Annotated in this window: 14 protein-coding genes and 1 riboswitch; of the genes, 13 read left to right on the top strand and 1 reads right to left on the bottom strand. The window is 55.0% G+C overall.

The annotated features are described in order from the left end of the window. The first annotated feature begins 100 nt into the window (after window positions 1-100). The 6 genes from MKY12_RS15820 (at window position 101) to murB (ending at window position 6,132) form a co-directional block, all read left to right on the top strand. On the top strand, window positions 101-1,138 hold the full coding sequence (locus tag MKY12_RS15820; protein ID WP_339314569.1) for an ABC transporter substrate-binding protein: 1,038 nt from the start codon (window positions 101-103) through the stop codon (window positions 1,136-1,138). A 151-nt stretch (window positions 1,139-1,289) separates the two neighbouring features. Further along, entirely contained in the window at window positions 1,290-2,351 is a 1,062-nt protein-coding gene (locus MKY12_RS15815) for an iron ABC transporter permease (RefSeq protein ID WP_339314567.1), read from the top strand. Further along, window positions 2,348-3,382 carry an iron ABC transporter permease gene (locus MKY12_RS15810; protein WP_339257239.1) on the top strand — a complete coding sequence of 345 codons (1,035 nt, stop codon included), beginning with the start codon at window positions 2,348-2,350 and terminating at the stop codon, window positions 3,380-3,382. Before MKY12_RS15815 ends, MKY12_RS15810 begins: the two co-directional genes overlap by 4 nt. A 42-nt stretch (window positions 3,383-3,424) precedes the next feature. Continuing rightward, the gene (locus tag MKY12_RS15805; RefSeq protein WP_036726562.1) at window positions 3,425-4,231 is read left to right on the top strand and encodes an ABC transporter ATP-binding protein; all 807 of its coding nucleotides are present in this window, start codon (window positions 3,425-3,427) and stop codon (window positions 4,229-4,231) included. 9 nt (window positions 4,232-4,240) lie between these two features. Continuing rightward, window positions 4,241-5,050 carry a (2Fe-2S)-binding protein gene (locus MKY12_RS15800; RefSeq protein WP_339314565.1) on the top strand — a complete coding sequence of 270 codons (810 nt, stop codon included), beginning with the start codon at window positions 4,241-4,243 and terminating at the stop codon, window positions 5,048-5,050. 167 nt (window positions 5,051-5,217) lie between these two features. After that, window positions 5,218-6,132 carry a UDP-N-acetylmuramate dehydrogenase gene (murB, locus tag MKY12_RS15795; protein WP_339314563.1) on the top strand — a complete coding sequence of 305 codons (915 nt, stop codon included), beginning with the start codon at window positions 5,218-5,220 and terminating at the stop codon, window positions 6,130-6,132. A 95-nt stretch (window positions 6,133-6,227) separates the two neighbouring features. Here murB and MKY12_RS15790 read toward each other — a convergent pair whose 3' ends face one another. Further along, window positions 6,228-6,563, bottom strand: a complete 336-nt coding sequence (locus MKY12_RS15790) for a hypothetical protein (RefSeq protein WP_339314561.1) — start codon at window positions 6,561-6,563, stop codon at window positions 6,228-6,230. A 175-nt stretch (window positions 6,564-6,738) separates the two neighbouring features. Here MKY12_RS15790 and MKY12_RS15785 point away from each other — a divergent pair, with 175 nt between their 5' ends. From MKY12_RS15785 to MKY12_RS15755, 7 genes are all read left to right on the top strand, one after another. Further along, window positions 6,739-7,479 carry a ZIP family metal transporter gene (locus tag MKY12_RS15785; protein ID WP_339257230.1) on the top strand — a complete coding sequence of 247 codons (741 nt, stop codon included), beginning with the start codon at window positions 6,739-6,741 and terminating at the stop codon, window positions 7,477-7,479. Window positions 7,480-7,551: 72 nt separating this feature from the next. Continuing rightward, window positions 7,552-7,595, top strand: a riboswitch (PreQ1 riboswitch). Between the two features lie 83 nt (window positions 7,596-7,678). Continuing rightward, a complete protein-coding gene (gene queF / locus MKY12_RS15780) occupies window positions 7,679-8,179 on the top strand; it encodes a preQ(1) synthase (protein WP_036726570.1) in 501 nt (166 codons plus the stop codon). A gap of 45 nt (window positions 8,180-8,224) precedes the next feature. Next, window positions 8,225-8,890 (top strand): 7-cyano-7-deazaguanine synthase QueC, encoded by a 666-nt coding sequence (gene queC, locus MKY12_RS15775; protein ID WP_036726571.1) that lies wholly within the window; start codon window positions 8,225-8,227, stop codon window positions 8,888-8,890. Continuing rightward, window positions 8,890-9,372, top strand: coding sequence for a 6-carboxytetrahydropterin synthase (locus tag MKY12_RS15770; protein WP_036726573.1), 483 nt, complete (start codon window positions 8,890-8,892; stop codon window positions 9,370-9,372). The genes queC and MKY12_RS15770 overlap by 1 nt, the downstream gene beginning before the upstream one ends. Further along, window positions 9,365-10,087 carry a 7-carboxy-7-deazaguanine synthase QueE gene (gene queE / locus MKY12_RS15765; RefSeq protein WP_036726574.1) on the top strand — a complete coding sequence of 241 codons (723 nt, stop codon included), beginning with the start codon at window positions 9,365-9,367 and terminating at the stop codon, window positions 10,085-10,087. Before MKY12_RS15770 ends, queE begins: the two co-directional genes overlap by 8 nt. 168 nt (window positions 10,088-10,255) lie before the next feature. After that, window positions 10,256-11,074 (top strand): VanW family protein, encoded by an 819-nt coding sequence (locus tag MKY12_RS15760; RefSeq protein ID WP_036726576.1) that lies wholly within the window; start codon window positions 10,256-10,258, stop codon window positions 11,072-11,074. 73 nt (window positions 11,075-11,147) lie between these two features. Then, a complete protein-coding gene (locus tag MKY12_RS15755) occupies window positions 11,148-12,284 on the top strand; it encodes a zinc-dependent alcohol dehydrogenase (protein ID WP_339314558.1) in 1,137 nt (378 codons plus the stop codon). Window positions 12,285-12,376: the final 92 nt, after the last annotated feature.

Here is a 12,376-nt window from a genome sequence, read left to right as displayed (position 1 = left end):
GGTTGACATAGAGAATGAGAATCAATATCATCAGTATAGACAAGATGAAGGTAACAGAGCTTTTGCCAATCATGAGGGTAACATACAGGAGGGGTATTCAATGTTTTCGTTCAACCTGCAAGGATCAAGAAGCGGGAAGCTGGCGGTGGCCGGACTTATGACTACAACACTGCTGCTGTCCGCTTGCGGAAATAATAATAGCAACGCAGGCAGTAACGGTGGAGCAGGCACCGCACCTGCGGCAACTGCAGAAGCGACTGCGGAGGCCACTGCGGTACCTGCAGCAACTGCTGCACCCGCTGTGGAGAAGACCGTAACGGATGCAATGGGACATAAGGTGACCGTTCCCGCTAATCCGCAGCGTGTAATTGCTTCTTATCTGGAGGATTATCTGGTAGCACTCGGTGTGACTCCGGTTGCCCAGTGGTCTACGAAGAACGGTACTCAGGCTTACCTTGCTGCTGAGCTTAAGGACGTTCCGCCGATCAGCTATGACCTGCCGCTTGAAGCCGTTACCAGCTTCACGCCGGATTTCCACATCGTCCAGTCGGAGGGCTCGGTTCAGAACGGTCTTTATGACCAGCTGAATAAGATTGCACCAACCTATGTACTCGGCGATGAGGTCAGCAGTGACTGGCGCGCAGCCTTGCTCAAGATCGGTGAGCTGCTCAATAAGACACCGGAAGCGGAGAAGGCTATTGCAGACTATGACCAGAAAGCGGCTTCGGCCAAAGCGGCTGTATCTGCGGCAATCGGCGATGATTCAGTAGCGGTTCTGTGGCTGGTATCCAAGAATTTCTTCATTGTAGATGAGACCCGCAGCAGCGGTGCGGTATTGTATGGCGATCTTGGAGTGAAGCTCCCGAATCTCGTGACCGACATTCCTGCAGAATCCAGAGCACCGTGGAACCCGATTTCACTGGAGAAATTATCTGAGCTGACTGCAGAGCATATCATTCTGGTGAATAGTGACAAGGCAAGCGGAGCTGAGATTACAGAAGGTGCAGTCTGGAAAGGGATTCCGGCCGTTAAGGCAGGGAATGTTCATGAATTCGGCAAAGATACCAGCTGGCTGTACAGCGGCCCTATAGCCAATTCCAAGACCATCGATGATATTCTGAGCAGTTTTGTGAAATAGGTCTTTACCGGCCGGAGAATTGTGCAGGCTTTTATATCCTCAGGATATAGAAGCCTGCCTCTTTTTTAAGTTGAACAATATTCATATCTTTGCGATAATGAGAATCATAATCATCTATATTTCCCTAATAATCCTGATAAGGAGACGGCATATGGCTTCATCCACAGATTCTGCTCTACAAGCTCCTTCTGTTGAAGGGAACACATCTGTCCGGTCGCGGCCGCTTGCCGCTGCTGTTATTCTTGTGCTGGGAATAGCAGCGATTGTCTTCGGCCTGATGGTATCCGTATCGGTCGGTGCGGCGGATATCCGGCTGGCTACCGTATGGGAGGCGGTGTTCCGGTTCAATCCGGAGCTGCCCCAGCATCAGGTCATCCGGGAGCTGCGGATTCCCCGGGCTGCCGCAGGAGCGCTGGTCGGCGCATGTTTTGCCGTTGCCGGTGCGATTATGCAGGGGATGACCCGCAACCCGCTGGCGGATTCCGGACTGCTTGGTCTTAATGCAGGTGCGGGCGTTGGACTGGCCCTGGCTTTTGCCTTCGCGCCAACATTATCCTTCGCTTACATCATGCTGTACTGCTTCCTTGGAGCGGCTGTGGCCTCACTGCTGGTATTCGGGATCGGTTCGCTCTCCCATAGCGGACTGACCCCGCTTCGGCTGACCCTCGCCGGTGCGGCAGTAAGCGCCATGCTGCTGGCGGTCAGTCAGGGCATTGCTATCCTGTTCAGCCTCTCCCAGGATATCGCCTTTTGGATGGCCGGGGGGATTGGCGGAGCGAGCTGGAAGCAGCTGCAGGTAATATCTCCTTGGGTCGCGGCGGCCCTGATCGGTGCACTGATGTTGTCGCGTTCGATTACCCTACTGAGCCTGGGCAGGGATGTTGCAGCAGGTCTCGGACAGCGCACCGGTCTGGTACAGACTACAGGGATGATTATTGTCGTCATCCTCGCCGGAGCGGCAGTCTCCACGGTGGGGCCGATCGCTTTTGTCGGATTAATGATTCCGCATATTACGCGTTTCCTCGTTGGGGTTGACTACCGCTGGATTATTCCCTGCTCCGCAGTCCTTGGAAGCATTCTGGTCCTGGTGGCCGATATTGCGGCCAGGATGATTAATGCGCCATACGAAACACCAATAGGTGCCTTAATTGCAGTATTCGGCGTACCGTTCTTCATCTATCTGGCCAGCAAACGCAAGGGGGAGCTGAAATGAACCGTTCCACCTCATTCCCCCCGGCCAAGCCGCGCCTTTCCAGAGAGGCTGGTATTCTGACACTGCTTGCTGTGCTTATCGTCATTCTGTTTCTGGTCAGTATGAATACCGGCTTAATGCGTCTGTCACCGCTCGAGGTTCTACATACCCTTTCCGGCAACGGCACCAAGCAGCAGCAGCTGATTTTGTTTGATTTCCGGCTGCCGCGCATCGTGATCTCCTTGCTGATTGGTGCAGGCTTTGCGGTCGCCGGAGTGATTCTGCAAGGCTTGTCGCGTAATGCTCTCGCTGAGCCTTCCACCCTGGGGATCAATGCCGGAGCCGGATTCGCCGTACTGATCTTTATCTCCTTTGTACCGGCTACTACAGCAGCTCCGATCCTCGTGCTTCCGCTACTGGCGCTTGCAGGGGCCTCGCTTACTGCAACACTGATCTACTTCCTGTCTTACAGGAGGGAGGATGGGCTCTCGCCGACACGGCTGATCCTGATCGGGATTGCTGTGGGTGCCGGGATATACGCTTTTCAGCTTATTTTGTCATTAAGACTCGACCCGCAGAATTATCAGTTCGTAGCCATCTGGCTGGCCGGCAAAATCTGGGGCGGAGACTGGCGGTTTGTGCTGGCCCTGCTGCCCTGGATATTGATCCTGCTGCCCTTCGCATTCTACAAAGCCCGGGTGCTCAACGTACTGAATCTGGGCGATGAGCTCTCCAAGGGACTGGGCCTGCCGCTCGAACGGGAACGGCGGTGGCTGCTGGCTGCGGCTGTTGCGCTGGCAGGAGCCTGTGTATCGGTAAGCGGCAGCATTGGTTTTGTCGGGCTAATTGCGCCGCACCTGGCCCGCAGGCTGGTCGGCCCGCGCCATCAGATCCTGCTGCCTGCGGCGGCCCTGACCGGAGCCCTGCTGCTGCTTACGGCAGATACGATCGGTCGCTGGATCCTGCAGCCTGCGGAGGTACCTACTGGTATCGTAGTAGCGATTATTGGAGCACCGTACTTTTTATATCTTTTGGCCACATCGAAAGCGTAGTACAGGGATGTATATATTAAAAAAATCTAAGGAGTGTTTATCATGTCGGAACGTTTAAATACAGAGCAGCTGAGCATCGGATATGCGGAGACTATGATTGTAAAGGGGCTGAATCTATCGCTTCCGACAGGGAAGATTACAGCGCTTGTCGGGGCAAACGGCTCGGGGAAGTCCACGATTCTGAAGACAATGGCCCGGATCATGAAGCCGAAGAGCGGCAATGTAATGCTTGACGGGAAGTCCATTCACAATCTCTCCACCAAAGAGGTGGCCCGCCAGCTGGCGATTCTGCCGCAGAATCCTACTGCCCCCGACGGCTTAACGGTATCTGAGCTGGTAGGGTATGGACGGTATCCGCATCAGAAGGGCTTCGGCAGCCTGACGCCTGAAGACCGCAGCATTATTGCCGAGGCGATTGAATTGACCGGCATGAATGAATTCCGTGACCGGCCGATTGACCGGCTCTCCGGCGGACAGCGGCAGCGGGCCTGGATCGCCATGGCGCTGGCCCAGCAGACGGATATTCTGTTCCTTGACGAGCCGACGACCTTCCTGGATATGGCCCATCAGCTGGAGGTGCTTCAGCTGCTGCAGAAGCTCAATGAGCAGGAAGGCCGGACGATTATTATGGTTGTCCATGATTTGAACCATGCTTCGCGTTACGCGCAGCATATGGTAGCGATCAAATCCGGTAATGTGATCAGCGAGGGCGCTCCGAATGAGGTAATGACACCGGCAGTGCTGCGTGAGGTATTCGGCATTGAGGCAGATATTGTGCCTGATCCGCGTACAGGTGTGCCGCTCTGTCTGCCTTACGAGCTGGCTGCGTACAAAGTTGCCGGGCTGTAGGAGAGGAACATGAATGAATTCCTGAGGCAAGAATATAAGTCTAAATTTGACCTCCATCTTGAGGTGCCGGACGGAGCCGTGTATTCCTTCGCTGCTGCTGAGCTGGCAGAAGAGGGCGGGATGAGGGCCTTCATGGAGGCTTACCGGCCGCTGATGAAGGCGCTCGACGATAAAGCAGCCGGTGCGTACTTCGGCGGTTATCTGAGCATTATGGCACTCGCGGTCCAGTATTCCGTGACCGGCTTCTTGTGCTTACCGGACTTCAGCTTACGGAACCTTCAACTGCATCTTGTTCCGGCAGATGGCTACTGCAGAATTGCCTTCTCGCTTCGTGAATGGGGGATGGTACAAGCTCCGGAAGATGAGCCGGGCCGGAAGGCTTGGCGCAATGAGGCGTTAACCAGCTTCTACCAGAACACAGCCGGGCCGCTGATCCGGATGGCTTCACAGGTGAGCGGACTTTCGCCCGGGGAGATCTGGGGACAGCTGCCGACCAAATTCAACTATTATGCGGAAGCCTTTGCCGCTGAACTGACAGATCCGCTCCTGCTTCGCCGGCTGGAGGAGGACTACGCGTATCTGAAGGATGAGCTGCCCGCTGCCGTATTCGGGATGCCGCGGAATCCGTTCCAGGTGAAGGTCCGGAGAATTGAATCGCTCACGGACCCGCAGCAGACGGTTCAGTTGCGTAACCGCTGCTGTATGTATTACCGGACTGAGGGCGGACGGCTGTGTTATACCTGCCCCCGGATGAAGGAAGAGGAGCGGTCCGCACGGCGGGAGGAATTCCGTGCCGAGCGCGCAGCGGCTGGCGAATAGGGTATAATTAGGAATTTCGAAACATAATAATGCTGTATGCAGCTTCGTAACAGGCTCCTGTCATTGACAAGGGAGCCTGTTCGTTGTTAAAGTTGTGGTTGCTGAAGCCGTAATTAACTGGCAGCGAGCACGACATTATCTTGTTTATAGAGTTAGGAGCATGAAGAATGAATATTGACAACATATATGAGGATTTGCAGCCGCTTGTTACAGCAGGCTCACTGAAACGCCGGGAGAGCCTTAAGAATCTGGTCTATACCCGCATGGGCGGCGAAGCAGATATTTTGGCGGCTCCTGTTACATATGAAGAGATCCAGAGCATCTATGCTTATGCCCAGGATCATCAGATCCCGCTTACGATTCTCGGCAACGGCTCCAATGTGATTATCCGGGACGGAGGCATCCGCGGCATCGTGCTCCAGACCTCGGATCTGTCCGGGATGGGCGTCCGCGACGGGCTGCTGTATGCGCAGTGCGGGGCGAAGATTATCGATGTCTCGGGCTATGCGCTGGAGCAGAAGCTGACCGGTCTGGAATTCGCCTGCGGCATCCCCGGCACGGTAGGCGGGGCGCTATATATGAATGCTGGAGCCTACGGCGGGGAAGTGAAGGATGTGCTGCACAGTGCGCTTGTCGTTGACCCGGACGGCCAGCTTGTGACCCTGCACAGCGACCAGCTTCAATGGGGCTACCGCAAAAGTATCTTCTCCAGCGGAAAGTATATCGTGCTGGAGGCCAGATTTGCGCTTCTCCCAGGCGATCCTGCCGCGATTAAGGCGTCCATGGATGAGTTAACCTATCTGCGGGAATCGAAGCAACCGCTGGAGTATCCGTCCTGCGGCAGTGTATTCAAGCGGCCGCCGGGCCGGTTCGCGGGGCAGCTGATTCAGGAGAGCGGACTCCAGGGGACGCGCATCGGAGGCGCAGAGGTCTCACGCAAGCATGCGGGCTTCATTATCAACGCCGACAATGCAACGGCCAGCGATTATATCGGATTGATCCAGCATGTACGCTCAGCGGTGAAGCATAAGTTCGATGTGGAGCTGGAGACGGAAGTGGAGATTATCGGGGAAGAATTGTAGGCGATAGTTGGGGAAGAGAGGGTGCAGTCCTAAGCCGGAATGTTGGCTTAGGACTGCACCCTCCTTAGATTCTTACGGCCGGAGCCGCCGGATAATCAGCGTACAGCCAGTGAATATTTCGCCCGGCTTGTCTGCAGATCCACTTTGGCCTCGGATACCTCATGTAGCACTAGTCCGCTCACGGCCAGCTCATATCCCGGCTGCGGCAGAGGCACCAGCTCACCATCCGCATTCAAGGTACTACCTGTCCCGCGCAGAATGACCGCACTGTCCAGATAATCATCGATGACATCGTCAGCGTTCCGGTAGTCAACGGTCTCCAGCTTGAAATGGACGGTGTCCAGGTCATCCAGCTCCCGTTTTTCGATGACCAGTGTTGTACCCTTGCGGGCTTCCAGCCAATCTATAAGCTTCTGTACGTTTGCTTCCATCGTATGATCCCATCCTTCGGTTAATAGAGATTGTTAATTCTAAGTTACCCCTTTCCATGCAAATGAATCCGTGCAAATTAGTTGAACTATGCAAGGTGTTTGCCGTTCTTCATTCGTGTGTAAACTATTCTTATGCATTGTAATAATGCCAATATCTTATAAGAAGGTGAAGCGGATGGGAAACGCATTGTTATGGGGCGCAGTCTCCGGCTCGGCGGTCTTGATTGGCGCACTCTTGGCCTTATTCCTGCGGATTCCGAATAAGCTGATCGGCTTCATCATGGCGTTCGGGACCGGTGTGCTGATCGGCGCGGCGGCGTATGAATTGCTAGAGGATTCGGCCAGTGACGGCGGACTGGCCCCGACGATTATCGGGTTCACCGCTGGAGCACTGGTGTTCACGGTGTTCGACTGGCTGATCTCGCGTAAAGGCGGAGCCGGACGCAAGCGTTCAGCCAGAGCCTCTTCAGGGAGGAGCGATGCCAAGGGCGGAGGGCTGGCTATTTTTGCCGGAACGGTACTGGATGCGATTCCTGAATCGATCATGATTGGCGCAAGTCTCATTGCGGGTCAAGGCGTTAGCGTACTGCTGGTCATTGCCATCTTCATCAGCAATATTCCCGAAGGCTTGTCCAGCACGGCTGGACTGAAGCAGGACGGCTATGGCAAAGGCAAGATTATGCTGCTGTGGCTCGGCGTACTCGCTATCTCCACACTGGCCTCAGGGGCGGGATATGAGTTCATGGATCACGCAAGCGGGTATACGGAAGCTGTGATTGCTTCTTTTGCCGGGGGAGGAATTATTGCTATGGTGTCCTCCAGCATGATGCCCGAAGCCTACGAAGAAGGGGGGCCGCTCACGGGGTTCATCGCTGCGATGGGACTGCTGTGCTCGCTGATTCTGGATCAGCTGTGAGGGTTGTCAAGCCCGCTGTAATCATGGTATAGTTCAAGACGCATCAAGATAAAGAAGGAATCTGCGCCGCGCGCAGGAGAGGTTCGCGAACTCCCTCTATAAAAAACTAAGCTATTTTTAGTAGAGCCAGGTTTTCGAAATCTCGTTCTTCTTTCCAGTTCAGGCCAGGGGCCTAGGGAAAAGAGAGGGGTTTTTTGTCATGTCAGAAGGCAGAATGCAAGAGGAAATGCAGGAGGTTACCCTGTTGGGCAACCAAGGCACGCAGTACAAGTTCGGCTATGATCCGGGGATTCTGGAGGCGTTCGATAACAAGCATCCCGGCCGCGATTATTTCGTCAAATTCAACTGTCCCGAGTTCACCAGCCTGTGTCCCGTGACCGGTCAGCCGGATTTCGGGGTGATGTATATCTCGTACATTCCTGATATCCGAATGGTGGAATCAAAATCACTGAAGCTCTATCTGTTCAGCTTCCGCAATCATGGGGATTTCCATGAGGACTGTGTCAACATTATTATGAATGATCTGATCTCGCTGATGGAGCCGCGTTATATCGAAGTGTGGGGCAAATTCACGCCGCGCGGCGGCATTTCCATCGATCCTTACTGCAACTGGGGGCGTCCGGGAACCAAATATGAGGCGATGGCCGAGCACCGGCTGATGAATCATGATCTGTATCCCGAGAAAGTGGACAACCGTTAATCCGCAGAAGCCAGCTTCACAGAGCAATCAGGAGGAGAGATCATTATGGTAAATAGAAAAGCATTAGTCGTCTTCAGCGGCGGCCAAGACAGCACTACCTGCCTGGCGTGGGCATTGCAGGAATTCCAGGAGGTTCAGGTGGTCACGTTCAATTATAATCAGCGCCATGCGGCCGAGATTGAAGTCGCTAAGACGATAGCCGCAAGGTTCGGCGTGAAGCAGCATATTCTGGACCTCGCGCTGCTGAACCAGCTTGCTCCGAACGCCTTGACGCGGGAGGATATTGACATTACCGCAGGCGAAGGTGAAGAGCTGCCCAGCACGTTCGTGGATGGACGTAATTTGCTGTTCCTGTCCTTCGCGGCCATTCTGGCCAAGCAGCTCGGCTACTCCAACATTATCACTGGGGTCTGCCAGACGGACTTCAGCGGATACCCGGACTGCCGCGATGTGTTCGTGAAGTCGCTGAATGTCACGCTTAATCTGTCGATGGATGTGGAGTTCGTCATTCATACCCCGCTGATGTGGCTGGACAAAAAGCAAACCTGGAAGCTGGCAGACGAGCTGGGCCAGTTCGATTATGTGCGGGAGCAGACCCTGACCTGCTATAACGGAATCATCGGCAGCGGCTGCGGCACCTGTCCGGCATGTCTCCTGCGTAAGCGGGGTCTGGAGCAATATGAGGCAGAGCGTCAGGAGGCGGGAGTATAATGCGGGGCGAAGTAGCCGTCTGCAAAATTTTCACCTTCGACGCTGCCCATCAGCTCATCGGACACAAGGGAAAATGCAGTAATCTGCACGGGCATACCTACAGGCTGGAGGTAGTGCTGAAGGGTGTGCCGGCCGCGCTGGAAGGGCAGTCGGATGAAGGGTTCGTCATCGATTTCAGCGATATTAAGGCGGCTGTGCAGGGGGCGGTGGTTGGGCGTCTGGATCATGCTTTTCTGGCGATGGGCAATGAGCCTGTGCTGGAGACGCTGAAGGCGACCGGCTCCAAGGTAGCGATGCTCTCCTTCCGCACCACAGCAGAGAATCTGTCTGCCTACATTGCCTATGAGCTGAAGCAAGCGGCGTTGCCGGTGTATTCGGTCAAGCTATGGGAAACTCCGACCTCCTGGGCTGAGGTGCTGGCAGCAGATATCCCCGAGGAGGGACCGGCTTACCGGCTGTATGGAGGCTGCGATGATGAGTAGAATCCCGGTTATTGAAATGTTCGGCCCGACAATCCAGGGGGAAGGGGCGGTCATCGGGGTCAAAACGATGTTCGTCCGCACCTACGGCTGCGACTACCGCTGCGGCTGGTGCGATTCCGCCTTCACCTGGGACGGCTCGGCCAAGGATAAAGTAACAATGCTTACGCCGCAGGAGATTCTCGCCGGGCTGCTGGAGCTGGCCGGGGAGAATTTCAATTGTGTCACCATCTCCGGGGGTAACCCGGCGCTGATCGGGGAGGCGATGGGAGAATTCATCTCCCTCCTCCACGAGCGGGGCATCCAGGCGGCGATTGAGACGCAGGGCAGCCGCTGGCAGGACTGGTTCCATGAGGTGGATGTGCTGACGATCAGCCCGAAGCCGCCCAGCTCCGGGATGCAGACAGACTGGGATAAGCTGGATGAGATTATGCATAGAGTCGCTGATAACGGCAAGGCTGCGCATAGCCTGAAGGTGGTTGTTTTTAACCAGGAGGATTATGAATATGCCCGCAAGGTCCATTTCAGGTATCCGGAGGTCCCTCTGTTCCTTCAGCCGGGTAACGATAACGTCACCGAGGAAGGGGATATTTCATCCCGCCTGCTGGGCAGACTGGAGTGGCTGTTCGGTCTGGTCATTGCCGATCCGCAGATGAACCGTGCACGGGTGCTGCCGCAATTACATGCATTAATATGGCATAATAAGCGTGGGAAATAGTGCGCCCGCTGCCAGGATGAAGCTGAATAGAGTTACTGAAGGCCGGACTTCCGTTACAGGGGAGTTCCGGTCTTTTGCTGTAATAGAAATGGGACAGAATTGTAGCTTCCGGCTGGTTCAATTGTAATATAATTGAACAATAATGTGGGAGAGGGAGGCAATCATTCCATGAATTCGGTAATCAGCAACATGAAGCCCATCCGGCGTTCCAAGCTGCGACTATTTGCAGGGAAGCGGTATTTCACCTGGAAAAGATACTGGAAATGGATCACAGCCAGTGGACGTCTGGCTGCAGAACAGCGCAGTGAAGCTCTGCCGTACGAAGCGGCCAGCCATGCTACCCCGCTGCTGCGCAAATTGCGCAATGTGGATATGCAGCTTCAGCACAACAAAATTGTAAACCTGAGGCTCGCGGTGGCGAAGCTGGACGGGCTTGTCATTCAACCGGGCGAGAGCTTCTCCTATTGGCGCAGGATCGGCAAACCCACACGGAGAAAAGGCTACCTGGACGGAATGGTGCTCCATTATGGCGGGTTCCGTTCCGGCACAGGCGGCGGGCTCTGCCAATTGTCCAATCTGATCTACTGGATGACGCTGCATACGCCGCTTACGGTTACCGAGCGGCACCGGCACAGCTATGATGTCTTCCCCGATGAGCAGCGGACCCAGCCCTTTGGCAGCGGGGCTACCTGTGCCTATAATTATCTGGATCTCCAGCTGCGCAATGATACAGAGCATGCTTATCAGCTTAAGCTGCACCTGGATGAGACTCATCTGCACGGGGAATGGCGCTGTGCAGGACAGCAGCTCTACCATTACGAAGTCTATGAAGATGGCCACCGCATCAGCCTGGAGCCGTGGGGCGGGTATATCCGGCGCAATGCGATCCGCCGCAGAGTGCTGACGCATAGCGGAGAGCTGGCCGGTGACGAAGCGGTGGCCGAGAATCACGCGCTGATGATGTATTCTCCGCTGCTGCACGGATAAATCCGGACGATTTGGGGCTATAACATAAGATAGTGTAACAAGCAGCCCCATTTCAGAAGGAGTGACCTATACCATGAAGGCAGTGACTTATCAGGGAAAGAAGAAAGTTGAAGTGAAGGAGGTCGCCGATGCGCGGCTGGAGAAGAAGGATGACATCCTCGTCCGCATAACCACAACCGCTATTTGCGGATCTGACCTGCATATCTATAACGGAGAAATACCGGGAATGCATGATGACTACATTATCGGACATGAGCCGATGGGGATTGTGGAAGAGGTGGGCCCGGAGGTTACCAGGGTCAAGAAGGGCGACCGGGTCATTGTCCCGTTCAATGTAGCATGCGGGCAATGCTTCTTCTGCCAGCATGAGATGGAGAGCCAATGTGACCATGCGAATGAAGCGAAGGATACCGGCGGCTACCTGGGCTATTCGGATTCATACGGCGGATTCGCCGGAGGGCAGGCGGAGCTGCTGCGGGTGCCTTACGGCAACTTCGGGCCGTTTGTCGTCCCGGAGGACGCGGAGATGGAAGACGAGAAGCTGCTGTTCCTCTCGGATATCGTCCCGACCGCCTGGTGGGGCGTCGAGAATGCCGGTGTGAAGCCCGGTGATACCGTCATTGTGCTTGGCTGTGGCCCGGTAGGCCTGCTGACACAGAAGTTCGCCTGGATGAAAGGGGCATCCCGTGTCATCGCGGTGGATCATGTCGATTACCGGCTCCAGCATGCGAAGCTGTCAAATCACGTGGAGACGGTGAATTTTGAGCAGACCAAGGATGTGGAGCTGAACCTCAAGGAGATTACACGCGGTGGAGCGGATGTGGTGATCGACTGCGTGGGATTGGATGCCAAGAAGACGGTTGTAGAAAAGGTGGAGACAGCCTTGATGCTTCAGGGCGGTTCGCTGGGGGCTTTCCGTATCGCCTCCGAGGTGGTCCGCAAGTTCGGCACCATTCAGTTAATCGGTGTCTATGGCCTGAATTACAATATGTTCCCGCTGGGCCATCTGTTCGAACGCAATATCACGCTGAAGATGGGCCAAGCTCCTGTGATCCATTATATGCCTGAGCTCTACAAGATGATTAAGGAGAACAAGTTCGATCCCACAGATATTATCACCCACCGGCTGCCGATCAGCCGCGCAGAACATGGCTACAAGGTATTTCAGGAGAAGGAAGAGGACTGTATCAAGGTAGTGCTTAAGCCATAACAGGGGAGAGTAGCCTCTGTCAGCTGAGCTTCTATAAGGCATGGAACCCCTCAGAGGCGGTTCTGTGCCTTTGTTTTGCGTTGAATATGAAA

This window comes from Paenibacillus sp. FSL M7-0896 (genome assembly GCF_037975415.1).
GTDB lineage: Bacteria > Bacillota > Bacilli > Paenibacillales > Paenibacillaceae > Paenibacillus_AQ > Paenibacillus_AQ silagei.
This window is presented reverse-complemented; position numbering and strand designations above follow the sequence as displayed.

Coding starts and splice junctions, on each gene's coding strand:
- MKY12_RS15820 (WP_339314569.1), top strand. CDS start 101: ATGTTTTCGTTCAACCTGCAAGGATCAAGAAGCGGGAAGCTGGCGGTG.
- MKY12_RS15815 (WP_339314567.1), top strand. CDS start 1,290: ATGGCTTCATCCACAGATTCTGCTCTACAAGCTCCTTCTGTTGAAGGG.
- MKY12_RS15810 (WP_339257239.1), top strand. CDS start 2,348: ATGAACCGTTCCACCTCATTCCCCCCGGCCAAGCCGCGCCTTTCCAGA.
- MKY12_RS15805 (WP_036726562.1), top strand. CDS start 3,425: ATGTCGGAACGTTTAAATACAGAGCAGCTGAGCATCGGATATGCGGAG.
- MKY12_RS15800 (WP_339314565.1), top strand. CDS start 4,241: ATGAATGAATTCCTGAGGCAAGAATATAAGTCTAAATTTGACCTCCAT.
- murB (WP_339314563.1), top strand. CDS start 5,218: ATGAATATTGACAACATATATGAGGATTTGCAGCCGCTTGTTACAGCA.
- MKY12_RS15790 (WP_339314561.1), bottom strand. CDS start 6,563: ATGGAAGCAAACGTACAGAAGCTTATAGATTGGCTGGAAGCCCGCAAG.
- MKY12_RS15785 (WP_339257230.1), top strand. CDS start 6,739: ATGGGAAACGCATTGTTATGGGGCGCAGTCTCCGGCTCGGCGGTCTTG.
- queF (WP_036726570.1), top strand. CDS start 7,679: ATGTCAGAAGGCAGAATGCAAGAGGAAATGCAGGAGGTTACCCTGTTG.
- queC (WP_036726571.1), top strand. CDS start 8,225: ATGGTAAATAGAAAAGCATTAGTCGTCTTCAGCGGCGGCCAAGACAGC.
- MKY12_RS15770 (WP_036726573.1), top strand. CDS start 8,890: ATGCGGGGCGAAGTAGCCGTCTGCAAAATTTTCACCTTCGACGCTGCC.
- queE (WP_036726574.1), top strand. CDS start 9,365: ATGAGTAGAATCCCGGTTATTGAAATGTTCGGCCCGACAATCCAGGGG.
- MKY12_RS15760 (WP_036726576.1), top strand. CDS start 10,256: ATGAATTCGGTAATCAGCAACATGAAGCCCATCCGGCGTTCCAAGCTG.
- MKY12_RS15755 (WP_339314558.1), top strand. CDS start 11,148: ATGAAGGCAGTGACTTATCAGGGAAAGAAGAAAGTTGAAGTGAAGGAG.